The sequence below is a fragment of the Bacillus sp. GW821-FHT11D08 genome, from assembly GCF_058808515.1.
Genome location: NZ_JBXARS010000001.1, coordinates 285,803 through 309,458, shown reverse-complemented (window position 1 = coordinate 309,458; position 23,656 = coordinate 285,803). Strand labels below are relative to the sequence as shown.

The 23,656-nt window shown below is 47.9% G+C and carries 25 protein-coding genes; 3 read left to right on the top strand and 22 right to left on the bottom strand.

Annotation, left to right across the window (positions count from 1 at the left end; genetic code table 11):
* The first annotated feature begins 366 nt into the window (after nucleotides 1-366).
* Complete coding sequence (locus tag AC1RRX_RS01570; protein WP_007407418.1) at nucleotides 367-1,332, top strand: 2-hydroxyacid dehydrogenase; 966 nt, start codon at nucleotides 367-369, stop codon at nucleotides 1,330-1,332.
* Between the two features lie 204 nt (nucleotides 1,333-1,536).
* Nucleotides 1,537-1,926, top strand: coding sequence for a ribonuclease (locus AC1RRX_RS01565; protein ID WP_223151841.1), 390 nt, complete (start codon nucleotides 1,537-1,539; stop codon nucleotides 1,924-1,926).
* A gap of 60 nt (nucleotides 1,927-1,986) precedes the next feature.
* Here AC1RRX_RS01565 and AC1RRX_RS01560 read toward each other — a convergent pair whose 3' ends face one another.
* From AC1RRX_RS01560 to AC1RRX_RS01465, 20 genes are all read right to left on the bottom strand, one after another.
* Nucleotides 1,987-2,733 (bottom strand): arylamine N-acetyltransferase family protein, encoded by a 747-nt coding sequence (locus tag AC1RRX_RS01560; RefSeq protein WP_007613997.1) that lies wholly within the window; start codon nucleotides 2,731-2,733, stop codon nucleotides 1,987-1,989.
* A 24-nt stretch (nucleotides 2,734-2,757) separates the two neighbouring features.
* The gene (locus AC1RRX_RS01555; RefSeq protein WP_003151495.1) at nucleotides 2,758-3,015 is read right to left on the bottom strand and encodes an HPr family phosphocarrier protein; all 258 of its coding nucleotides are present in this window, start codon (nucleotides 3,013-3,015) and stop codon (nucleotides 2,758-2,760) included.
* 23 nt (nucleotides 3,016-3,038) lie between these two features.
* A complete protein-coding gene (gene whiA / locus AC1RRX_RS01550; RefSeq protein ID WP_007407421.1) occupies nucleotides 3,039-3,989 on the bottom strand; it encodes a DNA-binding protein WhiA in 951 nt (316 codons plus the stop codon).
* A gap of 26 nt (nucleotides 3,990-4,015) precedes the next feature.
* A complete protein-coding gene (locus AC1RRX_RS01545) occupies nucleotides 4,016-4,969 on the bottom strand; it encodes a gluconeogenesis factor YvcK family protein (protein ID WP_020956396.1) in 954 nt (317 codons plus the stop codon).
* Entirely contained in the window at nucleotides 4,966-5,853 is an 888-nt protein-coding gene (rapZ, locus tag AC1RRX_RS01540) for an RNase adapter RapZ (RefSeq protein WP_012118535.1), read from the bottom strand. The genes AC1RRX_RS01545 and rapZ overlap by 4 nt, the downstream gene beginning before the upstream one ends.
* Nucleotides 5,854-5,878: 25 nt before the next feature.
* A complete protein-coding gene (locus AC1RRX_RS01535) occupies nucleotides 5,879-6,346 on the bottom strand; it encodes an 8-oxo-dGTP diphosphatase (RefSeq protein ID WP_136803276.1) in 468 nt (155 codons plus the stop codon).
* Nucleotides 6,347-6,619: 273 nt separating this feature from the next.
* Complete coding sequence (gene trxB, locus AC1RRX_RS01530; RefSeq protein WP_094032595.1) at nucleotides 6,620-7,570, bottom strand: thioredoxin-disulfide reductase; 951 nt, start codon at nucleotides 7,568-7,570, stop codon at nucleotides 6,620-6,622.
* Nucleotides 7,571-7,777: 207 nt separating this feature from the next.
* Nucleotides 7,778-9,190 (bottom strand): peptidoglycan DL-endopeptidase CwlO, encoded by a 1,413-nt coding sequence (gene cwlO, locus AC1RRX_RS01525; RefSeq protein ID WP_007407424.1) that lies wholly within the window; start codon nucleotides 9,188-9,190, stop codon nucleotides 7,778-7,780.
* A 396-nt stretch (nucleotides 9,191-9,586) separates the two neighbouring features.
* Complete coding sequence (locus tag AC1RRX_RS01520; protein ID WP_108725287.1) at nucleotides 9,587-11,041, bottom strand: tetratricopeptide repeat protein; 1,455 nt, start codon at nucleotides 11,039-11,041, stop codon at nucleotides 9,587-9,589.
* Nucleotides 11,042-11,156: 115 nt separating this feature from the next.
* Nucleotides 11,157-12,218, bottom strand: coding sequence for a sensor histidine kinase (locus AC1RRX_RS01515; RefSeq protein WP_007614006.1), 1,062 nt, complete (start codon nucleotides 12,216-12,218; stop codon nucleotides 11,157-11,159).
* Complete coding sequence (locus AC1RRX_RS01510; protein WP_012118540.1) at nucleotides 12,215-12,892, bottom strand: response regulator transcription factor; 678 nt, start codon at nucleotides 12,890-12,892, stop codon at nucleotides 12,215-12,217. Before AC1RRX_RS01510 ends, AC1RRX_RS01515 begins: the two co-directional genes overlap by 4 nt.
* A gap of 201 nt (nucleotides 12,893-13,093) precedes the next feature.
* On the bottom strand, nucleotides 13,094-14,863 hold the full coding sequence (locus tag AC1RRX_RS01505; RefSeq protein ID WP_012118541.1) for an ABC transporter ATP-binding protein: 1,770 nt from the start codon (nucleotides 14,861-14,863) through the stop codon (nucleotides 13,094-13,096).
* 211 nt (nucleotides 14,864-15,074) lie between these two features.
* Nucleotides 15,075-15,695 (bottom strand): bifunctional phosphoribosyl-AMP cyclohydrolase/phosphoribosyl-ATP diphosphatase HisIE, encoded by a 621-nt coding sequence (gene hisIE, locus AC1RRX_RS01500; RefSeq protein WP_007407429.1) that lies wholly within the window; start codon nucleotides 15,693-15,695, stop codon nucleotides 15,075-15,077.
* Entirely contained in the window at nucleotides 15,692-16,450 is a 759-nt protein-coding gene (gene hisF, locus AC1RRX_RS01495; protein ID WP_014418971.1) for an imidazole glycerol phosphate synthase subunit HisF, read from the bottom strand. Before hisF ends, hisIE begins: the two co-directional genes overlap by 4 nt.
* Nucleotides 16,447-17,184, bottom strand: a complete 738-nt coding sequence (gene hisA / locus AC1RRX_RS01490; protein ID WP_144463880.1) for a 1-(5-phosphoribosyl)-5-[(5-phosphoribosylamino)methylideneamino]imidazole-4-carboxamide isomerase — start codon at nucleotides 17,182-17,184, stop codon at nucleotides 16,447-16,449. Before hisA ends, hisF begins: the two co-directional genes overlap by 4 nt.
* A complete protein-coding gene (hisH, locus tag AC1RRX_RS01485; RefSeq protein ID WP_033575197.1) occupies nucleotides 17,181-17,819 on the bottom strand; it encodes an imidazole glycerol phosphate synthase subunit HisH in 639 nt (212 codons plus the stop codon). Before hisH ends, hisA begins: the two co-directional genes overlap by 4 nt.
* Nucleotides 17,820-18,404: an imidazoleglycerol-phosphate dehydratase HisB gene (hisB, locus tag AC1RRX_RS01480; RefSeq protein WP_015240671.1), complete on the bottom strand. Its 585-nt coding sequence runs from the start codon at nucleotides 18,402-18,404 to the stop codon at nucleotides 17,820-17,822.
* Nucleotides 18,370-19,683, bottom strand: coding sequence for a histidinol dehydrogenase (hisD, locus tag AC1RRX_RS01475; RefSeq protein WP_119026897.1), 1,314 nt, complete (start codon nucleotides 19,681-19,683; stop codon nucleotides 18,370-18,372). Before hisD ends, hisB begins: the two co-directional genes overlap by 35 nt.
* On the bottom strand, nucleotides 19,680-20,321 hold the full coding sequence (hisG, locus tag AC1RRX_RS01470) for an ATP phosphoribosyltransferase (protein ID WP_007407435.1): 642 nt from the start codon (nucleotides 20,319-20,321) through the stop codon (nucleotides 19,680-19,682). Before hisG ends, hisD begins: the two co-directional genes overlap by 4 nt.
* Complete coding sequence (locus tag AC1RRX_RS01465) at nucleotides 20,314-21,486, bottom strand: ATP phosphoribosyltransferase regulatory subunit (RefSeq protein ID WP_144463879.1); 1,173 nt, start codon at nucleotides 21,484-21,486, stop codon at nucleotides 20,314-20,316. Before AC1RRX_RS01465 ends, hisG begins: the two co-directional genes overlap by 8 nt.
* A 241-nt stretch (nucleotides 21,487-21,727) precedes the next feature.
* Here AC1RRX_RS01465 and AC1RRX_RS01460 point away from each other — a divergent pair, with 241 nt between their 5' ends.
* Nucleotides 21,728-22,453, top strand: coding sequence for a C39 family peptidase (locus tag AC1RRX_RS01460; protein ID WP_144463878.1), 726 nt, complete (start codon nucleotides 21,728-21,730; stop codon nucleotides 22,451-22,453).
* Between the two features lie 20 nt (nucleotides 22,454-22,473).
* Here the strand turns inward: AC1RRX_RS01460 and AC1RRX_RS01455 are convergent, their stop codons facing one another.
* Together AC1RRX_RS01455 and ppaX are read right to left on the bottom strand one after the other, a co-directional pair.
* Nucleotides 22,474-22,989 carry an acyltransferase gene (locus AC1RRX_RS01455; protein ID WP_012118549.1) on the bottom strand — a complete coding sequence of 172 codons (516 nt, stop codon included), beginning with the start codon at nucleotides 22,987-22,989 and terminating at the stop codon, nucleotides 22,474-22,476.
* A gap of 3 nt (nucleotides 22,990-22,992) precedes the next feature.
* Nucleotides 22,993-23,643 carry a pyrophosphatase PpaX gene (ppaX, locus tag AC1RRX_RS01450; protein WP_144463877.1) on the bottom strand — a complete coding sequence of 217 codons (651 nt, stop codon included), beginning with the start codon at nucleotides 23,641-23,643 and terminating at the stop codon, nucleotides 22,993-22,995.
* Nucleotides 23,644-23,656 lie beyond the last annotated feature (13 nt).

The following is a 23,656-nucleotide window of genomic DNA, read 5'->3' as shown; positions in this document are numbered from 1 at the left end:
GCCTTCTTACCCAGCTTACAGTAAGGAATTATAGCACAGAAAAAGGCCTCAAAAGCGCTTTCAAAAAAAGACACGATAATTTAACTGTAAATTCAGATTATGTTCATTTATATCTTTCAAAAATAATAAAATTTATCTTTACACCAACCTATAAAGCTTTTAAAAACAGCGGTTCCGCTCATTTTGCCTTCAGAAATATAGGCGGATTCTGTTATTGTTTGGAGAAATCAAGCATGTACATTTCTTTTTCTTTCATTTTAAGTTCAAAAGAACCAGAAATTTATCGTGATGCGTTTGAATATTTCTCACGTTACCGCTTCTCTTATATAATAAAATAGAGAAGAAAGACAAAGGAGGAGAAGCCCGTTGAAACCCTATGTATTCATCGCGAAACCGGTACCGCCGGAAGTCGAGCAAATGATAGGCGAGCATTGCCGCTATGACATCTGGAAAGAAGATACCATTCCAAAAGAGGAACTGTACGAAAAAATGAAAGATGCTGAAGGGCTGCTGACATCCGGAACGGCGATTGACAGTGATTTACTGGATCACGCGCCGAAGCTGAAGGTCGTCAGCAATAATTCTGTCGGCTATGATAATTTTAATATTGAAGAAATGAAAAGACGCGGGGTTGTCGGTACGCATACGCCGTACACCTTAGATGACACTGTCGCTGATCTGGCTTTTTCATTAATTCTGTCTTCCGCCAGACGGGTTGCCGAATTGGATCGATTCGTCCGCGCCGGCAAATGGGGAACCGTTGAGGAAGAATCTCTTTTCGGTATGGATGTCCACCATCAGACATTAGGAATTATCGGCATGGGCAGAATCGGTGAACAAGCTGCCAAACGGGCAAAATTCGGCTTCGATATGGACGTGCTGTATTATAATCGCAGCAGAAAACCGGACGCTGAGAAGGAACTCGGGGTTACATATGCCGACTTAGATACACTGCTGAAAACATCAGACTTTGTGCTGTTAATTACGCCGCTTACTGACGAAACGTATCATATGATGGGAGAGCGGGAATTTAAATTGATGAAAGATACGGCATGTTTCGTCAATATTTCCCGGGGAAAGACGGTTGATGAGAAAGCGCTCATCCGCGCATTGCAGGAGGGCTGGATAAAAGGCGCCGGTTTAGATGTGTTTGAAAAAGAGCCGATCGCCGAAGACAATCCGCTCCTGCAGCTGGAAAACGTCACATTGCTTCCGCATATCGGGTCAGCAACGGCAAAAATCCGTTTGAATATGTTCAAGCAAGCCGCACAAAACATGATTGACGCCGTATACGGAAAAACGCCGAAAAACCTCACGAAGGAATTTCAATGAGATGAAAAATCCCGGCCGTTTCAGCCGGGGTTTATTTTTTGCTAGATCAAAAGAACTATTTTTAAATTCTTTCTATTCCTTTCTCTCGATGCTGATACAATGAAAAGGAATCAGCTTCACATGATAAAAATGGGAGGTATTGCTTTGAAAAAACGATTATCGTGGATTTCCGTTTGTTTGCTGGTGCTGTTCTCCGCGGCGGGGATGCTGTTTTCCACGGCTGCCAAGACGGATACATCTTCTCACAAGGCGCACACTGAAGCACAGGTTATCAACACGTTTGACGGGGTTGCGGATTATCTTCAGACCTATCATAAGCTTCCTGATAATTACATTACAAAGTCAGAAGCGCAGGCCCTCGGCTGGGTTGCATCAAAGGGGAATCTTGCAGACGTTGCTCCGGGGAAAAGCATCGGCGGAGACATCTTCTCAAACAGGGAAGGCAAACTCCCTGCCAAAAGCGGACGGACGTGGCGTGAAGCGGATATTAACTATACATCAGGCTTCAGAAATTCAGACCGGATTCTTTACTCAAGCGACTGGCTGATTTATAAGACGACAGATCATTATCAAACCTTTACAAAAATGAGATAAACACATACAAAAAACGGCTTCCCTGCGGAGGCCGTTTTTTTTGCAGAGAACCTGCGAGCTTCATATAAAATGAGCAGTGAATTTTTCTTCAAACTCTGACCGGTCTATTCTGCTGTTTTCCGCCGTGCCATCGTGTTTTTTTATTGTTATATTGCGTTCAGACAGAACCATGTGCCCTTCCGGTGTCCGCTTAGAAGCAAGCAGGCGTTTGTTGAAAGGAGAGCGTTCATGTTCAAAGATTGTTTGTTTCATAGACTTGAGGTCCTTTTCATCGATTTCTTCAAGCGAAAATGCGTAACCTGTCTGCCAGCCGTCCCCTTTGTTCATTTCAAGCAGGTATGTCCCGAATTCCGTCTCTTCTATCTTCACGCGGAACGCTCCGGCCGCTGATACCGTCTCGTCTCCCGACATCGGCACAGGCTGCATGGCGAGATTGAGGCCGAAGCCTGCATCAGCGATGTACTCATTCTCCCCGGCGGAAAGAAGTACGGCCGCATGTGTGCCGGGCAGAGCCCAGCCGTTTTTCCAGACCGTTCCGCGGATCAATTTGACATCAAATCCGGCATCTTTCAGGATGAAATAAAGCAGTCCGTTCAAGTCATAACAAAGGCCGCCATGAGGTTCCTTCACCATGTGCCGCCACAGTCCTTCTTTCGTGACGTCATATTCTTTTTTGGACAAAACAGCGCGATTTTCAAACGGAAACCGATACGCGAGCGCCTTTAAAAACTCCGGCAGGTTGCTGAAATCGAGGGAATCCTTTTCCCAGCCTATCGTCTGATAACAATCTTTCAGAAACTCATTCATCGTTCCGTCCCCCTTACAAAGTGTTTACACTTCTTCCTGCACATAAGCGGACAACTTTTCCAGCGCTTCCTTTTCATCGTCGCCTTCAGCGATCAGAGTGACTTCCGTCCCCGTGCTGACAGCCAGACTCATTAATCCCATAATGCTTTTGGCATTCACTTTCTTGCCGTTTTTCTCAAGAAACACATCTGATGCAAAACGATTTGCCTCCTGTACAAACAATGCAGCGGGGCGCGCCTGCAATCCCGTCTTTAAACGCACTTCCACTTTCCCCTGAACCATAAGATCTCCCCTTTTCTGTACGGTTATTTCAAAGTGATGCTTTGTCCTGTACGCAGCTGTTCTGCGATTTCATCGAGCTTTCTCAGCCTGTGATTGATGCCGGATTTGCTGATTTTCCCGCTTGCAACCATTTCCCCCAGTTCTTTCAGCGTGACCTCCTGATAATCAATCCGCAGCTGCGCAATTTCGCGAAGCTTTTCCGGCAGCGCTTCAAGACCGATCCGTTCATCAATGTATTTAATATTTTCCACCTGTCTGAGCGAAGCCCCGATGGTTTTGTTTAAGTTTGCTGTTTCACAATTGACGAGGCGGTTCACTGAGTTTCTCATGTCTCTGACAATCCGCACATCTTCAAAACGCAGCAGTGAATTGTGAGCGCCGATGACATTCAGAAATTCAGTGATTTTTTCCGCCTCTTTTAAATACGTAATATAGCCTTTTTTCCGTTCAAGCGTTTTGCTGTTCAGATGAAATTCATTCAGCAGCGCGCATAATGAATCGTTATGTTCCTTATAAAGCGAGAAGATTTCCAAGTGGTATGACGATGTTTCGGGATTATTCACAGATCCCCCCGCCAAAAACGCCCCTCTCATATAAGAACGTTTGCAGCAGCGTTTCGCCACCAGTTCCTCAGAAATATTCCGTTCAAATACAAAGTTCTCTCCGAGGATTTTCAATTCCTCTAAAATCAGCTTTGCATTTTCAGAAAAGCGCACAATATAAACATTGTTTTTTTTCAGCCGCATTTTTTTTCTGACTAACAGTTCGACCGATACATCATATTGTTTCTTCAGCAATGTATAAATGCGGCGGGCAATCGCCGCATTTTCGGTTTGAACGTCAAGCACGAGATGGCGGTTTGAAAATGACAGGGAACCGTTCATCCGAATCAGCGCGGACAGCTCAGCCTTGGCGCAGCAGTCCTTCACTTCCAGATTCGTCAGTTCTTTTTTTGTTTCCGATGCAAATGACATATTAGCCACCTCATTTCAAAAGGCCTCTAGTCCCTTAATAAATCGACAAGAAGAGAAGCCACTTTATGTGTATCGTGACGGATTACGCCATTTTTATACGTGATAATCTGATCCCTGATGACCTCAAGCCCCATGGATTTCAGCTTTTCAACATTGAAGTCGACGGGCCGGGCCAGCTCTTTCGCATATTTGCTTTTGATTTCGTCAGGGATCTCCTCATTGTTGATTAAGATCGTGTCGATAAACGGCTGCTCCATATGATCGTTCAGCGCCTTGACATGGTCGGCCGCACTGTATTGCAGCGTCTCTCCGGGCTGCGTCATGACGTTGCATATATATACTTTTTTGGCCGCAGCCTTGACGACTTCCTCTCCGATTTTCGGTACGAGCAGATTCGGAAGAATGCTTGTGTACAGGCTTCCCGGACCGATAATGATTAAATCGGCCTGACGGATGACGTCAATCGTTTCCGGGAGCGGATCAATTTTTTCAGGCGTAAGAAACACCCGTTTAATCCGCTGGCCGTAAGAAGGGATTGTCGATTCTCCGGAGACGACCTGCCCGTCCTCCATTTCAGCGTGAAGAACGACACTGGTGTTGGCAGCCGGCAGCACTCTGCCGCGGACATTCAGCACCTTGCTCATTTCGGTGACAGCGTGAAAGAAATCACCGGTTATATTTGTCATCGCTGCCAAAATCAAATTGCCGAGCGAATGTCCGGTTAAGTCGCTTCCTTTGTTGAAACGGTGCTGAAACAGATTTTCAACGAGCGGCTCAACATCTGACAAAGCAGCCAGTACGTTACGGATGTCACCCGGCGGCGGAATTTGAAGTTCATCCCGCAGACGGCCTGAACTTCCGCCGTCATCAGCAACTGTCACAATCGCCGTAATATCAACGGGCTTTTGCTTTAACCCCCGAAGCAGCACGGACAGACCCGTTCCGCCGCCGAAGATTGCGATTTTCGGCTTCTTATTCATTTCCGGCTTCTCTTTTCAATGTCCCGGTGAGTGACATGAGTATAGAAATCTTTTTTAAAATAGTCAGCCAAATACTCAGCGAGCGTGACGGAGCGGTGCTGGCCGCCCGTACAGCCGATCGCGATGACAAGCTGGCTTTTACCTTCCCGCTTATAAGACGGAAGCATAAAGCCGAGCAGATCAACAAGCTTTTCAATAAACTTTTGTGTTTCGTTCCACTTCATCACATAGGATGACACTTCCTCATCTTTCCCCGTAAGCGGCCTCATGCTTTCAATGTAGAACGGATTCGGCAGAAACCTTACATCAAACACGAGGTCGGCATCTATCGGAAGCCCGTATTTGAACCCGAATGACATTACGTTCACTGTAAATGTTTCACCTTGGTTCGTGGCGAAATGCGCCACGATTTTTTCACGCAGATCACGCGGTTTCATATCCGATGTGTCATAGATCAGCTGAGAGCGCCCTTTCAATTCTTCAAGCAGCTGGCGTTCCAGCGCGATTCCTTCGAGAGGAAGCCCGGTAGCGGCCAGCGGGTGAGAACGCCTCGTTTCTTTGTATCTCGTCACAAGGATGGAATCCTTAGCGTCTAAAAAGAGAATGCGCGGTGTAATCCACGGATTTTCCGCCATTTCATCCAGCGCCTCAATCAGCCTGTCAAAAAATTCACGTCCCCGCAGATCCATGACAAGCGCGACCTTGCTCATTTTTGAACTTGATTCTTTCATCAGCTCCAAAAATTTCGGCAGCAAGGAAGGCGGCAGATTGTCGACGCAAAAATAGCCGAGATCCTCAAAGCTTTGAATGGCGACGGTTTTCCCCGCTCCAGACATTCCCGTAATGATGACGAGCTGAATATCATGGTTTTCATTCATACTCATCTTTCTCCCCCCTGCGGTCTTTCTTTTATTTGATAAGCTGCGGATCTAAACGATAGCTGAGCAGCTCGAAGTCCGGCGTATACGTAAAGGTGCCGTGCAAAAGCCCTTGGCCCTTGATCATAAAATCAAGGATATGCCCGTCTCCGGGGGCCATCGGAAGGCTGTGGATATCTTTTACGTCATGCCACTTCAGAACGCCTTCCTCTGATTCAACGACATTTCGCCCCGTGTACGAGTCGGCGACGAAAGTAAACATCATCCACTCTGACACGATTTGTTCCTGTTCCTTAATAATAAAGGTAAACACGCCTTTTAACTGCGGATTTAGTATATAAATGCCCGTCTCTTCTCTGTACTCTCTGATGACGGAATCTCTGACGGATTCGCCGCTTTCCATCTTCCCGCCGGGCGCGACCCACCAGCCCCGTCTCGGCTTTTGGAGAAGGAGAACCTGATCATCTGTCTGCAGCACACAATTTGTCACTCTTTGCACAAGTACGTCACCTAACCTTCTCAACAAATCATCGTCTCTTCATTATACCGTTTCGGCATGTCTCTCACAATGCAGAGACACCGACATCCTTTTCTTTTATTTGACAGAAAACAGAAAATCGCAAAAAAAGGGCACGGATACTGGAATCCGTGCCAAAGTGTATTCATTAAAAAGGGGGTCAATTACTACATTCATCTTAAGACATCAGTGTTTCACCCGTGTTACAGCGTAATTAAAACACAGTAACGATTCAAAAACTGAACATTACAGTGATTATTTAACGGTTTTGAGCGTTTCCTCAAGCTCTTCCACATAATGCTGAACGCTTTGAGCCGCAATACTTCCGTCGCCTGTCGCCGTTACGATCTGGCGGAGCGTTTTTTCACGGATGTCTCCCGCGGCGAAAATGCCTGGAACTTTTGTTTCCATTTGAGCGTTTGTTTCAATGTAGCCTTCTTCATTTGTGATGCCCAAGTTTTCGAACGGTTTAGAAAGCGGAAGCATACCGATATAAATAAAGACGCCGTCAGCTTTGAATTCTTCTTCTTCTCCCGTCACGGTATCCACAAGAGTAAGTTTGCCGACTTTTCCGTTTTCCTCATGGATTTCTTTTACGGTTTTGTTCCATTTGAAGTCAATTTTCTCATTGTCAAAGGCACGCGCCTGAAGAATGCTTTGCGCCCGCAATTTGTCACGTCTGTGAACGATGGTGACTTTTGAAGCGAAGCGTGTCAGATAGACGCCTTCTTCAACGGCGGAGTCTCCGCCGCCGACAACGACAAGCTCTTTATTTTTAAAGAATGCGCCGTCACAAACCGCGCAGTACGATACGCCGCGGCCGCCCAGTTCTTTTTCGCCGGGAACACCGATCTTTTTGTATTCCGCTCCGGCAGAAATGACGATGGCACGCGCTTTATATTCTTTTGAACCGGCTTTGACCGTTTTATATTCTTTGCCGTCAACGATTTCTTTAATATCGCCGTACGCATATTCCGCACCGAATTTTTTCGCATGTTCAAACATTTTATTAGAAAGTTCAGGGCCGAGAATGCTTTCAAAACCCGGATAGTTTTCAACATCCTCCGTGTTGGCCATCTGGCCGCCCGGAATTCCTCTTTCGATCATTAATGTGGATAAGTTCGCTCGTGATGTGTAAACAGCAGCGGTCATCCCCGCCGGACCCGCGCCGATAATGATCACATCATAAATTTTTTCTTCTGACACTATGATTCACTCCTTTTCGAAATGGGGCGCACCCTATATGACTAAGAATCCCCATCAATCGTATTCCTTACCCATATCCTATTAAATCTGAAGGCAATTCGCTATTTTTTTGCTCATTTTTCTGAAAAACCGTGATTAGGCAGCTCCTGAGCGGGTATACAAATAAAGTAAAGAGCCTTCCGGGATAGAAGGCCCTTGTCTTATTCATTATTGCACGACACGTCTTACATTGCCGTTGAATGCTTTCTTCCAGTAAGGGTTGCTCATAGAATCAATGGATACACCGTGTGATGTATTATCGTTCAGGAACGTTCCGTTACCTAAGTAGATGCCGACGTGGCCGTTTGTTTTATACGTGTTGAAGAATACTAAGTCTCCGCGTTTCATGTCAGACGCGCTTACTGCCTTACCTCTTCCGATTAATGTATCTGTGTTTGTGCCGCTTGCAGGTCCGAGATTAACGCCTGCGTTAGCATAAGCCCAGCGTACGAATGAAGAGCAGTCAAAAATACGGTTGTTAATATCAGATTGAGTGCGTCCGCCGCCGAATTTGTACGGGGATTGACCCACAAGGCTTGATCCTACGCTGATCGCGCCTTCAATACCGCCTGAATTTGAAATAACAGATCCGCCGTCAGAATCATCTGAACCGCCGCTGTTATGAGATGATCCGCCTGAAGTGCTCTTCGGTTTGCTTGAGCTGTCAGATGAATCAGATGATGTTGAAACAGCCGCTTTTTTCACAGTTTTAACCGCCGGTGCCGGCTGGCTGTCATCTTTTTGGTTTTGGTCTTCAGAAGCTTTTTGCGCTTCTTCCTGTTTTTTGATCAGGGCAGCCGCTGCAGCCTGCTCAGCTTTAATGCGCTTCTGTTCTTTTTCAGTGTCAGCTTTTTCGTTTGCAAGCTTTGATGCTTCTTTTTTCAGATCAGAGATAGCGGAAGCCGCTTTTTTCTGACCGTTTTTCGCTTCGTCGAAAAGCTTGTCTTTCTGATCAAGCTGTTTGTTCAGGTCTTTTTGCATAGACTCGAGTTTCGCAAGATCATCTTGAACTTTTTTCAGCTTCACGTTAAGTTCAGCTTCTGCGTCTTCGAGTTTCGCTTTATCCTGCTCCTGCTGTTTGATCAGCTCTTTATCCGCATCAACGATAGAAGATACCGCAGTCGCACGGGAAATGAAGTCTCCGAAGCTTGTCGCCCCTAAAAGAACATCTATGTATCCTTGAGAACCGCCGTTTTCCTGTAAAGAACGAACGCGTTTTTTCAGGATTTCATTGCGTTTTTCAATACGCGCTTCTGTTTCTTTAATTTCTTTTTTCAAATCAGCGATCTGCTTTTTCGTTTTTTCGTTTTCAGCTTTTTTATCTTCGATTTTATTGCTTGTATCCAACGCTTTAGCGTTAATGTCTTTCAGTTCTTTTTCAATCTTAGCCTGCTTGTCCTGAAGCTTAGACAATTCTCTTTCTTTTGCTTCAAGGCTTGAAGCCACCTCAGATTGCTTGCTTTCAATTTTTGCTTTTTTGCTGTCTAATGTTTCCGCCGATGCAGTTTTTGTAAACGGGATCAAAAAACTGCTTGTCCCGATGACGGAAGCCAAACCAAGTGTTAATAAACTCTTTTTCACTTTTTCTTTCCTCCCTTTTACTTTAAACCTGTTCTCATTTGGAATTCTATTATGAACATCAAAGTTACGCTCCCTCACATACCCGTGAGGCTGATGATTTTTATGTATGAATCTTTAAATCTTTTAAATTGGTATAGATTATACAGCACATGTAAAATAAACTAATCTCTTATGTACGAGACTCATTATACCATCATGTTTCGACAATTTTTATTACAGTTATATTTCAATGTGATTGCAAATCTCATATTTTGCAAAATAAACGGTGATTACGGCCTGGTTTCGATTCGAAAAGCAAAAAAATACGTATGAATACCTCTTTTTTCGGCGGTAAAGTTCTGTTTTGCCCCTTTCTGATAAAAAAAGAACCGACTCTTTATATAGAAAGAATCGGTTTTATTCTAATATATCATCTATTTGTCTGATGTATTTCGAAAGTGTTGCCGGGGTTATACCGTAAACGGCGGCCGTTTCTTTTTTCGTCGTTTTTTCGCCGTTTGCTTCTTTCCATACATATGCGATGGCTGCGGCCCATGCCCGCTCATTCTGTACGGCAGCGGCGGCGCGGATGTGCTGAATGACGTGAAAAACCCAGCAGCTCATGACGTCAGTTTTTAAACTGTCGGCTTCCGCTTTCTCCAGAAGCTTGACCGTCCGATACGTGAACAGCGCATCACCGGAGACGCCTGAAACGCCTTTTTCACCGGAAAGCAGCAGTCTGACGAAATCTTGTTCAAACGGTGAAACGGCGCGTTTTGCCGTCAGAACTTTTTCAAGCTGGTTCCGCTCTCCTTCAGCGCTGCTGATATAATAGGCGGCAAGCCGCTGTTCAAGTGAAGCAGGCAGCGGTTCCTGCCGCTCCGCCCAAGGCGCGGGCCGATCTGATTCGGGAAATTCGGCTTCGGCCTTTTTCCAAATGGTTTCCGCAAATTCTGTGCGGCCTGTCCCGTAGGCTGAAGCGGCAAGCCAGTAATAAAACGTTTCGTCGCCTTCAAACCCGCTTTTGTAAAGAGAACGGAGCCATTTATAACCGAGATCATGTCTGCCGACAAGCGCAAGCGTCGCCCCCAGCTTATAGCGCTGTTCGAATAAAATCGGATACACATTGGCGAGTTTTCCGCTCAATTCTCCGACTTTTTCATCTTCCCTCTCGTAATAGCAGAATACAAGGAGGTTGCACAGGGCATGGAGATTGCCTTCATTTTTCTCAAGCACTTCGAATACCGTTTGTTTCGCTTTTGTGACATTGCCTGAGTAAAAGTAAGCGAGCGCCAGGTTGTTGTATGCAGACCAAAGCTCGGGGTAATCGGCCGTAATCTCTTCAAGCATGACAACCGCTTCATGAAGCTGGCCGCTCTCAAGAAGCGTTTTTGCCCGATCCTGCCTGATCAGCAGTTCATCCTGGTCATAGAGCGATTCGTTTTCACCCGCTTCGCCGAAATCCAATAGCTCCATCAGATTTTCAATTTCTTCGCTGAATTCACCGTCCGGATCGGCATCTGAATAAGCCGCCGCTTCTTTGTATGCTTCCTGAAAGAGCCCCAAATGCGCGAAATTATTCGCTTTAAAGTAATGACACTCGGGCATTTCTTCTTTCAGGTTCACCAAAATAAAGTCGAACAGCTCATTTGACTGCTGGTAGTGGCCCATTTCAGAATAAATGACGGCCAGCCGGGACAGCATTTCGGAATCATTCGGCTCGAGGTGGACGGCCCGCTGAATCAGTTTGCTGGCCCGCTTTAAATTCCGCTCTTTATATGCTTTTAAGCCTTTATGAAAAAAATATTGTCCATCCTGAAGCAGCTGGACAATTTGCGCGTGCTTTTTCTGTTCAGAAGTGTGTTTTCCCACAAATATCCTCCGTTTTATACGTATTACCGTCAGTAGTATACCATAAAACGGTTTCACCTCAATAGTTCAAAAGACAGGATCGACTTCGTTTTTTACTGGCTGGTTCGACCAGATTTTAGCTGTTTTTTTCACGAGGCTCGGCTGGAAGAATGACGCGGAAAAGGGTTCCTTCGCCCCGCTTGCTCTCAACCTCTATCGAACCGCCGTGCAGCTCTGCGATTTTTTGGGCGATGGACAGGCCGAGCCCGCTTCCTCCTTCGTTTCTCGCCTTGTCCGCTTTATAAAACCGTTCAAATACACGCTCCGCCTGTTCAGGCTCCATTCCGATTCCGTCGTCGGCGATTTCGACAGCCGCCGCTCCCGGCAGATCTGCAATTTTAACGGAAATGCGGCCGCCTTCACCGGTAAATTTTACGGCATTGTGAATCAGATTCATCCATACTTGGCTGAGCAGCGCTTCATCTCCGTACACATACGACTCCTGTAAATCAATGAGAAACTCAATCTGTTTGGCGGACCATTCAGGCTCACAGGTCAATATGGTGCGCCGCAGCTGTTTGTCAATGCGGAACGGTTTTTTTTGTATCGGTTCGGTTTGGCGTTCGAGCGCAGTGAGCTTCAGCAGATTTTCACTGATTTTTGATAATCGTTCTGTTTCTGTTTCGATGATGTGTAAGTAGCGCCCCCGCTCCTCATATGATAAATCCGGTTTTTTCAGAAGATGCGCGTAGCCCTTTAATGAAGTGAGCGGGGTTTGGATTTCATGGGAAACGTTCGAAATAAATTCTTGTTTCAGTTTTTCCATTTCACTCAGTTCCGCGGCGAGTGTCGACAGTTCATCAGCCAATTTCGTCACGGGATGGTTCCGCTCAATCTTCTCCATTTTCCGGGAAGCGGCCGCTGTGAAGTTGCCGCTCGACATTTGCTTGATCGTGGCGGTCAGCGAATCCCAGATCGCATGATGCCTTTCACGTGCTGACTTTGAAAAAATAAACATTGTTACGAACAGCAGGCCGAAAACAAGCCAAAGCGTCAGAATCTGCTCGGCGTACGGCACAAGCAAAATCGGCCATATGAGACCGAATCCCTGAACAATCAGGTGAGCCGCCAGCCATAAGAATGCGGTGACGGTGAGAAGGATGATGATTTTTCCAGCCGTTCTGAAGATCCGTTTCATCCTGTCACCACAAACCGATACCCGAGCCCCCGCACCGTATGGATGGCAAACGGATAGTCTTTTTCCGGAAACCGTTCTCTCAGCCTTTTAATATGCACATCAACGGTACGCTCGTCACCTTCATAATCAAAGCCCCAAATATCTTCTATTAATTGTTCTCTTGAAAACGTCTTATTCGGATAACCGGCGAGCTTAAATAAAAGCTCAAATTCCCGCCGGGGCAATGTCAATCCCGCTCCGCCGCCGCGCGTTACAGTGCGGGATTGCTTATCTAATGTGACCGTTCCGATGGTCAGCAGTTTTTCAGCGGTGATCCGGTACCGTTTCAGCAATGCTTTGACCCTTGCTTCCAGCTCAAGCGGCTCAAACGGTTTGACGAGATAATCATCCGCTCCGGAAGTAAAACCTTGAACTTTGTCCAGCGTTTCGCCTTTTGCCGTCAGCATCAAAATCGGAATGTCCGTAAAGCTGCGGACGGCTTCACTGACTTCAAACCCGTCCATTTTCGGCATCATCACATCCAGTATGATGAGATCTATAGGTGCTGATTCGATCAGCCGCACCGCCGCTTCCCCGTCTTCCGCTTCTGCGACGTCAAAACCGCTCTGCTCCATCATAAGGCGGACAAGCTCACGGATATGGCGGTCATCATCCGCAACCAATATGACAGCCATGAAAATCCCTCCTTCTGCTTTTTTCTTTTCATGAATCGACATGATGTCTATAAACCGAATTTTTTCATTGTCTCCTGTACCGGCATACACGCTTATGGCTTGGCTCTTCATCGTTACCGACCGTACACCCGTAAGAACAGGACTCCGGCTGCAAAATAAAAAGCAGCTTTTTCAGCTGCTTTTGATTCATAAAGTCTTGCTTTACACAGCTTTGTTTTCTAAGTCGGCATTCAGCTTCAGCTGCTGCTCCGCAAAATCGCGGTACAGCGAATGGGATGCCATTAATTCATGGTGTGTGCCCCGTCCGGTGATTTCACCCTGTTCGACAAAGAGAAGCTGATCTGCATCCACAACCGTGGATAAACGGTGGGCAATCACGATGGTGGTGCGGCCTTTCATTAGAACTTCCAGCGCCTGCTGCACCCATTTTTCAGATTGGCTGTCCAGACTTGATGTCGCTTCATCAAGCATCAGAATGCTCGGGTTGCGAAGGAGCGCTCTGGCAATGGCGATGCGCTGGCGCTGTCCGCCTGACAGCATAATTCCCCGCTCACCGACCTCTGTTTCAAATTTCTTCGGTAAGTCTTCAATAAATTGCAGAGCGTAGGCCATGTCAGCCGCTTGCCTCAGTTCCTCATCGGTCACCTCGCGTTTTAATCCGTAGCAGATATTGTCGCGGATGGTGCCTGACATTAACGGGCTTTCTTGCGACACGTAGCCGATATGCTCCCGCCATGACTCAAGGGAATACGCATCAATCGGTTCATTTCCGAGCAGGATGCTGCCCGCAGTCGGATTGTAGAATCGTTCAAGCAGCTTAAATAACGTTGTTTTTCCGCCGCCGCTCGGTCCGACGATCGCGGTGACTTTGCCGGCTTCAATCGTAGCCGTAATGTCTTTTAAGATGGTTTGATCTGTTTTGTAGCCGAATGAGACTTGTTCAAGCTTAATCGGCTGATCTGCGTTTTCAATGGCTTTTCCGGTTTGGATATCTTCTTCTTTTTCTGCAAGAATATGAATCATCCGTTCCGTTGCGCCGACGGATTTTTGAAGCTGTGTGAAAAATGAAGTGATCTGGCCCATCGGCATAATGATCTGAAACAAATACAGGATAAAGGCAACGAGTGCGCCGGCTGTCAATTCACCGGATGACACCTGCATCCCGCCGTACCCGATGACAGCGACCAGCGCCGCCATTAATACAAGTGTAATAAGCGGACCTACGAGCGACTGCACCTTCGCTTCACGCAGCCCGAGTTTAAAGAGTGCCATGATGCCTGCTTTTCCGCGTCCGTATTCCGCTTCTTCAGCGTTTGACGCTTTTACAAGCCTGATTTCCGGGAGGATGTGGTTTAATAATCCGGTGAATCTCGCCGTTTCATCCTGTGTTTCCCGAGAAATTTTAAACATTTTCCGGCCGATCGGCACTAAAATCACCGCAGCCAGCGGCACGACGATCAGCACGAGCAATGTGAGCTTCCAGTTCATGAAAAATAAGATCGTCAGTGACCCGATAACGGAGATGATTCCGGTAATAAATCCGCTGATATTGTTTGTGATCAGCTCTTTTACCACCATTGTGTCATTGGTGACACGGCTGATCGTTTCTCCCGTGGCGTTTTTGTCAAAATAAGAGACGGGCAGTTTAATTAATTTCTGCCACAACAAATCACGCAGGCCCGAGATGATTTTCTGGCCGCTGTAGTTCAGGGCGTAGGTGGCGTAGGCGCTTAATGCGGCCTGTACGATAAACACGGCTGCGATGATTCCGATTTGCACGCCTGACAGCGACGACATGGAAAAGCCGTCAACGAGCTGCTTTGTCAACAGCGGAATCAGCAGGCTGACGAGCGTTGTCACAATACTGAGAGACAGCGCGAAGGCCAGCATACCGTATGATGGTTTTGTTTTTTTGACTAATGAAAAGAATGAGCTGAATTTCCCTTTAGGTTTTGGTTGTTTATTCGGCATAAGTTTTCCTCCTATATCACTGTTTATACTATAACGGATGTGCATGAACGGAATATGAACAAAACGTATATTTTTGATAAAAACCAAAATAAACTCTATTAGTCAATATTATCAAATTCATCTGCCTCCGGTTGCGGAAATAAGGAATATTTAATTGAATGTTTAAGTTTGACAGATTAAAAACCTCACGGATCTCTCCGTGAGGTTTGTTTTACTCAGATGCTGAATGGCGTTTCGCAAGGACGTCAAGCACGTCGTCCAAAGGAAGCGACTGCTCACGCAGAAGAACGAGCAAATGATACAGCAAATCCGCCGCTTCCCATTTTAATTCTTCATGGTCCCGGTTTTTCGCGGCGATAATAACCTCTGCGGCTTCTTCGCCGACTTTTTTGAGGATTTTATCGACGCCTTCCCGAAACAGATACGTTGTGTAGGCTCCGTCAGGCATCTCCGCCTGCCGTTTGGCGATTACGCTTTCCAGTTCATTTAAGATGCCGAAACGATCCTGCGCATCCGCTTTTTCCGGAGAAAAGCAGCTGTAGCTTCCCTTATGGCATGCGGGTCCTGAAGGCTCCGCAAGCACGACAAGAGCATCTTGATCGCAATCATAGCGGATGGCTTTCACCTTTTGGGTATTCCCCGACGTCGCTCCTTTATGCCACAGCTCCCCGCGTGAACGGCTGTAAAACCAGGTTTCTTTCGTTTCTATCGTTTTTTCGTAGGATTCACGATTCATATAAGCCAGTGTCAGTACTTCTTTGCTTGCCGCATCCTGCACGATGGCGGGAATCAGTCCGGCCTCGTCAAACCGCAGTTCATCTGCCCGTTTCATCTCACATTCACCCCGTGTTTCTTCATATAATCTTTCACTTCTTTTATAGATGTCTCTTTGTAATGGAAAATGGAAGCTGCAAGCGCGGCGTCCGCTTCACCGATCGTGAAGGCTTCAAGCATATGGCGCGCGCTGCCGGCTCCCCCTGACGCAATGACGGGCACCGGGACGGCACGTGTGACAAGCTGTGTGAGCGTATGATTAAAGCCTGTTTTCTCTCCGTCTGCGTCCATGCTTGTCAGCAGGATTTCGCCCGCTCCCCGGCTGACGGCTTCTTTTGCCCAGGCCGTGACTTCCCAGTCGGTTTTCTGTCTGCCGCCGTGTGTGTACACTTTATAGCAATCCGAATCTTCGTCATACTTTGCGTCAATCGCCGCTACGATGCATTGCGAGCCGAAAAAATCCGCTCCTTCCGTAATCAGCTCGGGGCGGAGAACGGCCGCTGTATTAACGGATACTTTATCAGCGCCGGCGCGAAGCATTCGTTTCATATCGCTTAATTGATTAATTCCGCCGCCGACCGTAAACGGAATCGCCAGTTTTGCCGCAACCTGTTCTACGACGTCTGTCATCGTCTTGCGGCCTTCGTGAGAGGCGGAAATGTCGAGAAAAACAAGTTCGTCAGCGCCCTCCCTGTCGTAAGCTTCGGCCAGCTCGACAGGATCGCCCGCATCTTTCAGCCCGAGAAATTGAATGCCTTTGACGACGCGTCCTTCTTTCACATCGAGACACGGAATGATTCGTTTCGTGATCATGCGTCCTTCACCCCGCTAAGCGCTTCGGCTAATGTAAATTGTTTTGTATACAGCGCTTTTCCGATAATCGCTCCCGATACGCCGGCGTCTTTGAAGCGGGCCAGTGCTTTGAGGTCGGCGACTGAGCTGACTCCGCCTGAAGCGATGACGGTTTTTCCCGTTGCTTTTGCGAGCTGAGCGGTGCTTTCGATGTTCGGTCCTGACAGCATGCCGTCAGTTGCAATATCCGTGAAAATGAAGGTTTCCGCTCCTTCGGCCGCCAATTCACGGCCCAGATCGGCCGCCCTTACCGAGGATGTTTCCAGCCAGCCTTCCGTCGAGACATATCCGTTCCTTGCATCAAGGCCGATCGCGATTTTGCCGCCGTATTGTTTCAGCATGCTCTTCACAAATGCCGGATCGGAAACGGCCGAGCTGCCGAGAATGACGCGATCAACACCTTGTGATAAATAACCGTACACATCCGCTTCAGAACGGATCCCGCCGCCGATCTCGACTTTGGCATCAAGCTGCCGCGCAATGTCAAGAACATGCCTGTCGTTTACTTTCCTGCCTGCTTTCGCGCCGTCAAGGTCCACGAGATGAATCCATTCGGCACCTTCTTGTGCAAATTGCGCCGCCATGTCTAAAGGAGAGTCACCGTATATCGTTTCCTTGCCGTAATCGCCTTGGATGAGGCGGACGCATTTGCCGTTTCTCATATCGATTGCCGGATATAATGTAAAAGCGTTCATTTCTTCACCTTCTGTTCCGCTGCCATTTTTGTAAATTGCGTTAAGATCGCCATTCCGGCCGTACCGCTTTTTTCCGGGTGAAACTGTGCACCGAAGACATTGCGTTTCCCGACGACCGCCGGAACACGAACGCCGTACTCAGCGCTTGCCAGAAGATCGCCGTCTTCCATCCCGTCTATATAATAGGAATGGACAAAGTAAACGAAGCCTTCTTCCGCTTCCGAAAGCAAAGGAGACGTTTGGTGAACCGTCAGCCGGTTCCAGCCCATATGCGGCACCTTCAGCTTATTTCCTTCGGCATCCCTGTCTTTGAGTCTCACAGCTTTTCCGGCTAATAAACCGAGTCCTTTTGCAGAGCCGTTTTCGGTGCTTTCTTCGAAAATGAGCTGCATACCGAGGCAGATGCCGAGGAGCAGCTTCCCCTTGTCAACCATACGGTGTATGAATTGATCAAGCTTCGCGCTGCGTAAATTGTCCATGGCGTCACTGAATGATCCGACACCGGGGAGAATAAAAGCATCCGCTTTTTCAAGCTCTTCCGGCCGGTCTGATACGACATACGGGACGCCGACGCGTTCCAGCGCCTTCGACACGCTGAATAAATTGCCCATACCGTAATCAATTACACCGATCATTTACAGCATTCCTTTCGTAGATGGCACGCCCTTGACGCGCGGATCAATGGATGACGCTTCGTCCAGCGCTCTGCCAAGCGCCTTAAACACGGCTTCTATCATATGATGCGTATTCGTGCCGTAATGAACGATGACGTGCAGATTCATTCTCGCTTCCAGCGCCAGTTTCCATAAGAATTCATGTACCAGCTCGGTATCAAACGTTCCGACTTTCGCTTGCGGAAATGCGCCGCGCATCTCAAGGTGCGGCCGGTTGCTCAGGTCTACGGCGACTTGGGCGAGCGCTTCGTCCATCGGTACTAGCGCTGATCCGTACCGTTTGATCCCTTTTTTATCACCGAGCGCCTCCAAAAAAGCCTGCCCTAAGCAGATGCCGATATCTTCAGTCGTGTGGTGATCATCTATCTCCGTATCGCCTTTTGCGTCAACAGTTAAATTGAATTGCCCGTGCTTTGTGAACAAATCAAGCATATGAGTCATAAACGGCACATCCGTGCTGATGTCGGCTTTTCCTTCTCCGTCTATTTCGAAAGCCAGCTTAATATCCGTCTCATTTGTTGTTCTGGCGCGTTCCGCTTTTCTCATCGGTCATTCCTCCGTTTCTCGCTTCAATCGATCTTGCGTGCGCTTCAAGCCCTTCCAGTCTCGCGAAGGCGGAAATGCTGTCCGCGTGTGTTTCAAATGCCTTCCGGCTGTATGAGATGATGCTCGATTTCTTTTGAAAATCTGTTACATTCAACGGGCTTGAAAACCGCGCCGTTCCGTTTGTCGGCAAAACGTGATTCGGTCCGGCAAAATAATCGCCGACCGGTTCAGCGCTGTATCGCCCTAAGAAAATCGCCCCCGCGTGTCTGATGCTTCCAAGCAAAGCCTCCGGCGAATGCGTCATGATTTCTAAATGCTCGGGTGCCAGCGCATTCACCGTGTCCACCGCATCTTCCATCGATTCCGTAATATAAATGCGGCCGTGATCCTTGATCGACGCTTCGGCGATTTCTTTGCGCGGCAGCGTCTGAAGCTGTTTATTCACCTCATCTGATACCGCTTCGGCAAGCTTCCGTGAGTCGGTGACAAGCACGCTTGAGCTGAGCGTATCGTGTTCTGCCTGTGAAAGCAGGTCAGCAGCGACTTCTTTGGGCACCGCCGTATCGTCTGCAAGGACCACGATTTCACTGGGCCCAGCAATCATGTCAATATCCACAACGCCGAAGACTTCGCGCTTCGCGAGTGCTACAAATATATTGCCGGGGCCCGTGATCTTATCAACAGGCTGTATCGTTTCGGTTCCGTAAGCGAGCGCGGCAATCGCCTGCGCGCCTCCCGCTTTGTAAATTTCCTTTATGCCGAGCTCAGACGCCGCCGCCAGAACGCCCGGTGAAAGGCGGCCGTCTTTTCCCGGAGGACTGACGAGAACGATCCGCTCCACTCCCGCAGCGAGAGCGGGGATGACATTCATTAAAACGGAAGACGGATAAGCGGCCGTCCCGCCCGGCACGTATACGCCCGCGGAATCGAGCGCCGTTATTTTCTGCCCGAGCATCGAGCCGTCTTTGCGATGGTAAAACCACGAGGATTGCAGCTGGCGTTCGTGATATTCTTTAATATTGGCAATCGCCTTTCTGATCACTTCCAGCAGCTGATCATCAAGCAGACGGTACGCCTCGGTGACTTCCTCTGCACTCACGGCCATTTGGTTCAGGCTGATGCCGTCAAATGTTTTTGTATAGGCCAAAACGGCTTTGTCACCGTTTTGTCTGACGTCTCCAATAATCCCCCTGACGGTTTTCCGCTGCTCTTCGGTTCCGCTGTCGATGGAACGCTTCAGTGAGAACCGCTCGCTTCTTTTTACTGCGGTTATTTTCATTGTGCCGTTTCTCCTTCCACAACCCTGGCCAGCCTGGCCGCCATTTCGTCGATTACATCATCCTTCATGCGATAGCTGACCGGATTGACGATAAAACGCGATGTGATGTCACAAATATGTTCTGATTCAACGAGACCGTTTTCCTTTAATGTCCGCCCGGTTGATACGATATCTACGATTCTGTCAGCAAGCCCGATTAAAGGCGCCAATTCAATGGAACCGTTCAGCTTAATGATTTCCACCTGCTCGCCCTGCTCTCTGAAATAACTTGACGCAACATTCGGATATTTCGTCGCAATCCTCGGAGCGACTCCGTTCCAATCCGCTCCGGGAAGCCCCGCAACGGCGAGATGGCATTTGCTGATTTTTAGATCGAGCACCTCATACACGTCACGCTCTTCCTCAAGCATGACATCCTTTCCGGCAATACCGGCATCAGCGACGCCATGCTCGACATAAGTCGTCACATCCATCGGCTTTGCCAGAATAAAGCGGAGATTTTCTTCAGGAACGTCAATGATCAGCTTTCTCGATTCTTCAAACTCCTCGGGCAGCCTGTACCCGGCCTGCCGCAGCAACCCGGCCGCTTCTTCGAATATCCGTCCTTTTGGCATTGCCATTGTGAGTACCTTATCCATTCTGCTCTTCCTTTCTGGCACCGATAAAGTATGTGACGTTTGCAAATGATTTTGTCATATGATCGATATTTTCAATGCCCGCCAGATCCTGCAGGACGACTTTTCTGCCTCTCGCCCTTTCTTCCTCCGCGAATAAAATGGCCTGCGCCCGCTGCTCCTTGCTGAAAATCACGGCGTCCGCTTCACTAGTTTCTTCCTGGATGCCGAGCGCTTCAATCAGCCTGTCGATACGGAGCCCGAAACCCGTGGCGGGAGCGGGACTGCCGAAATGGCCGAGAAGATTGTTATAGCGTCCGCCGCTTCCGATGACAAAACCGACATTTGCCGCATACACTTCGAATAAAATTCCCGTGTAATAACTCATATGGCTTACCATATTCAGATCAAGGCGAATATGCTCGGCACATCCGTAATCCTCAAGAATGTCCCACAGGTCTTCCAGCTCCTGAATCAAGCTTTGTCCGGAGATGCCGATGATCTCCTCCGCTTTGGCGCAGATCTCTTTCCCGCCTCGCAATTCCAGAAGTGTGAGCAGCCGGCTTTTATCTATTGAAGAAAGCGGAAGCGATTTGACATGTTCCCTGTATCCCACGTAATTCTTCTCAAAGAGAAAGCGTCGCAGAACATCCGCCCGCTCAGCATTGCCCAGAACCTCGACAAACAGCTCATCAGCGAGTCCGGCATGGCCGATCGCGATTTTAAACCGGTGCAATCCCGCGTTTTTCAAAGCGCCGACCGCCAGCGCAATCACCTCGGCGTCCGCGCTTGTTGATCCGTCGCCGATCAGCTCCGCGCCGACCTGTTCGAATTCGGCCGGACGTCCGCCTTCCCGCTCTTGAGCGCGATAGACGCTTGCCGCGTACCCCGCTCTGAGCGGATGATTGTGTTTGTGCAGCTTAGACGCCGCCACCCTGGCAATCGGTCCGGTCATATCAGGCCGAAGCACAAGCGTTTTCCCGTCCTGATCGAGAAGCTTAAACAGCTGCTGTTCTTCAATGGCTGACTGGACGCCTACTGTTTCATAAAATTCAAGGGTCGGCGTCTCCATAAACTGATAACCCCATTTATCAATTAAATCCGTCAGTGTGGTACGGACTTTTTTCTTGGCTTCGTATAAACCGGGCAGCGTATCTCTCATGCCATGCGGTTTCTCAAACATAAACATTTGCCTTTTACACCTCCGCTTTGTCTGAAGGAAAATTCCGAATCCTTTAGTTCGCTAATATGATAATATGTTAGCAGATAAAAGAATGAATTGCAACGCCCAATGTCCGCCTATTCTTTTCCATAAACATGGCTAAAGAATGAACAAACCTGTAAACATATCGGAACGATCGAATCATATTGAGCAGAAGTGCTATAATACATAGAATAGCTTCAACAGAAACAAGGGAGAAGAATTGATAATGAAGACGCTTGGAACATTATGTGTGGTGATTCTGACAGCCGTCCTTGTCTATCTGGGATATAACATCTATACAAACGATATTCATTTGAATTTTTTCAATCAGCAGTCCGACGAGCCTGATGAGAAAACACCGTTAAAAGGGAGCGCGTCACCGCTGAATGTCGTTCTGTACAGACAGATGGATTCTCCCAGACTGTACAATGGATGTGAGGTGACAAGCCTTGCCATGATTTTGAACAATGCCGGATATCATGTGTCAAAAAATACATTGGCGGATAAAATCAATAAAGTTCCGCTCACATACAGCAGCGGGCTGAAGGGAGATCCGAATGAAGGATTTGCCGGAGATATGGAAAACGGCCCGGGTTTAGGCGTTTATCATGAGCCGATTGATAAACTTGCTAAAGAATATGCGGGAAACAAAGTATACGATCTGACGGGAAAAGACATTTCTTCAGTGTACCGCCAGCTTGAAAAAGGGCGGCCGGTCTGGGTGATTACCACCACATCCTTTAAGCCGGTTGATAATATGCAGACTTGGAATACGCCGAACGGAAAAATCGACATTACGTTCAGCATGCATAGCGTAGCCGTTACCGGTTATGATCACGATTATGTATACGTTAATGATCCTTACGGCTATAAAAACAGAAAAACAAACCGATCTGACTTTGAAAAAGCCTGGAAGCAGATGGGCAGCCAGGCCATTGTGATCAAGTCATAAAAAAACCCCGCTGACGTTAATCAGCGGGGTTTTCCCATTCGTTCTTTCATTTCTTCGTCCGTATAGATCACCTGCATCGGATTTCCTCCGACAAACGCCCCGGCCGGGACATCTTTATGCACCAGCGTGCCGGCTGATACAACGGCTCCGCTCCCGATGGTGACGCCGGGCAGAATGGTTGTGTTTGCCCCGATCATCACCTCGTCACCGATTGTGACAAAACCGGTCCGGTACTCATGTATTAAATATTCATGAGCCAAAATCGTCGTATTGTAGCCGATGATACTGTTTTTTCCGACAGTGATTTTTTCGGGAAACATAATATCCGGCATCACCATCAGCGCGAATGAGGTCTGTTTTCCGACATTCATTTTCAAAAAGGTTCGGTACAGCCAGTTCTTCACGCTTAGAAACGGCGTATACCTTGCGATCTGAATGATGATGAAATTTTTCATCACCTTCAGAAAGGGGACCGTCTGATAAACATGCCACAATGAATTTGCACCTGAAACCGGATGGCGGTCTGTTTTTCTCACCGATTACTTCACTCCGGTGATGTGCAATAAATCACTCATTTTTTCGAGCATATAATCGGGTTCATAGGCGGAAAGCGTCTGTGCGCCTTTAATCGTCCACGCGACGCCGGCTGTTTTCGTGCCGGCGTTTTTTCCCGCCATGACATCGTGATAATTGTCACCGATCATTATGGCTTCCGACGAACCGCACCCAAGCCGGCTGAGAGCAAGCCGCACAGGCTCGGGGTCAGGCTTCGGATGCTTTACATCATCAAGCGTGACGACAGTATCGAAAAACGCCCCGATGCCTGTCAGCTTCAATCCCATATTGACTGTATCCCTCAGCTTCGTGGTGACAATCCCGAGCTGATAGCCCGCTTTTTTCAATTCATCCAGCGTTTCATAAACCGTTTCGTACTCCGTGACGAGCTCATCGTGCTTTTCATGGTTGAATGCTCTGTACATGCTGATCATCTCATCGCACTTTTCAGCATTAATGCCTGAAAACGTTTCATACAGAGGCGGGCCGATAAACGGAAGCACATCTTCCCTTTTGAACTGCCCCGGGCAATAATGATCAAGCGTATGAAGGTAAGAAGCGATAATCAGTTCATTCGTGTCAATCAGCGTGCCGTCGAGATCGAATAAAATGGCGGTTACACGTTTATCAGTCATCTTATGTCCTTTC

What these genes read in the sequence shown, in the direction of transcription:
- AC1RRX_RS01565 (WP_223151841.1), top strand. Translation starts at nt 1,537, where the DNA reads ATGCTGTTTTCCACGGCTGCCAAGACGGATACATCTTCTCACAAGGCG.
- AC1RRX_RS01560 (WP_007613997.1), bottom strand. Translation starts at nt 2,733, where the DNA reads ATGAATGAGTTTCTGAAAGATTGTTATCAGACGATAGGCTGGGAAAAG.
- AC1RRX_RS01555 (WP_003151495.1), bottom strand. Translation starts at nt 3,015, where the DNA reads ATGGTTCAGGGGAAAGTGGAAGTGCGTTTAAAGACGGGATTGCAGGCG.
- whiA (WP_007407421.1), bottom strand. Translation starts at nt 3,989, where the DNA reads ATGTCATTTGCATCGGAAACAAAAAAAGAACTGACGAATCTGGAAGTG.
- AC1RRX_RS01545 (WP_020956396.1), bottom strand. Translation starts at nt 4,969, where the DNA reads ATGAATAAGAAGCCGAAAATCGCAATCTTCGGCGGCGGAACGGGTCTG.
- rapZ (WP_012118535.1), bottom strand. Translation starts at nt 5,853, where the DNA reads ATGAGTATGAATGAAAACCATGATATTCAGCTCGTCATCATTACGGGA.
- AC1RRX_RS01515 (WP_007614006.1), bottom strand. Translation starts at nt 12,218, where the DNA reads ATGAAACGGATCTTCAGAACGGCTGGAAAAATCATCATCCTTCTCACC.
- AC1RRX_RS01510 (WP_012118540.1), bottom strand. Translation starts at nt 12,892, where the DNA reads ATGGCTGTCATATTGGTTGCGGATGATGACCGCCATATCCGTGAGCTT.
- AC1RRX_RS01505 (WP_012118541.1), bottom strand. Translation starts at nt 14,863, where the DNA reads ATGCCGAATAAACAACCAAAACCTAAAGGGAAATTCAGCTCATTCTTT.
- hisIE (WP_007407429.1), bottom strand. Translation starts at nt 15,695, where the DNA reads ATGAAACGGGCAGATGAACTGCGGTTTGACGAGGCCGGACTGATTCCC.
- hisF (WP_014418971.1), bottom strand. Translation starts at nt 16,450, where the DNA reads ATGATCACGAAACGAATCATTCCGTGTCTCGATGTGAAAGAAGGACGC.
- hisA (WP_144463880.1), bottom strand. Translation starts at nt 17,184, where the DNA reads ATGAACGCTTTTACATTATATCCGGCAATCGATATGAGAAACGGCAAA.
- hisH (WP_033575197.1), bottom strand. Translation starts at nt 17,819, where the DNA reads ATGATCGGTGTAATTGATTACGGTATGGGCAATTTATTCAGCGTGTCG.
- hisB (WP_015240671.1), bottom strand. Translation starts at nt 18,404, where the DNA reads ATGAGAAAAGCGGAACGCGCCAGAACAACAAATGAGACGGATATTAAG.
- hisD (WP_119026897.1), bottom strand. Translation starts at nt 19,683, where the DNA reads ATGAAAATAACCGCAGTAAAAAGAAGCGAGCGGTTCTCACTGAAGCGT.
- hisG (WP_007407435.1), bottom strand. Translation starts at nt 20,321, where the DNA reads ATGGATAAGGTACTCACAATGGCAATGCCAAAAGGACGGATATTCGAA.
- AC1RRX_RS01465 (WP_144463879.1), bottom strand. Translation starts at nt 21,486, where the DNA reads ATGTTTATGTTTGAGAAACCGCATGGCATGAGAGATACGCTGCCCGGT.
- AC1RRX_RS01460 (WP_144463878.1), top strand. Translation starts at nt 21,728, where the DNA reads ATGAAGACGCTTGGAACATTATGTGTGGTGATTCTGACAGCCGTCCTT.
- ppaX (WP_144463877.1), bottom strand. Translation starts at nt 23,643, where the DNA reads ATGACTGATAAACGTGTAACCGCCATTTTATTCGATCTCGACGGCACG.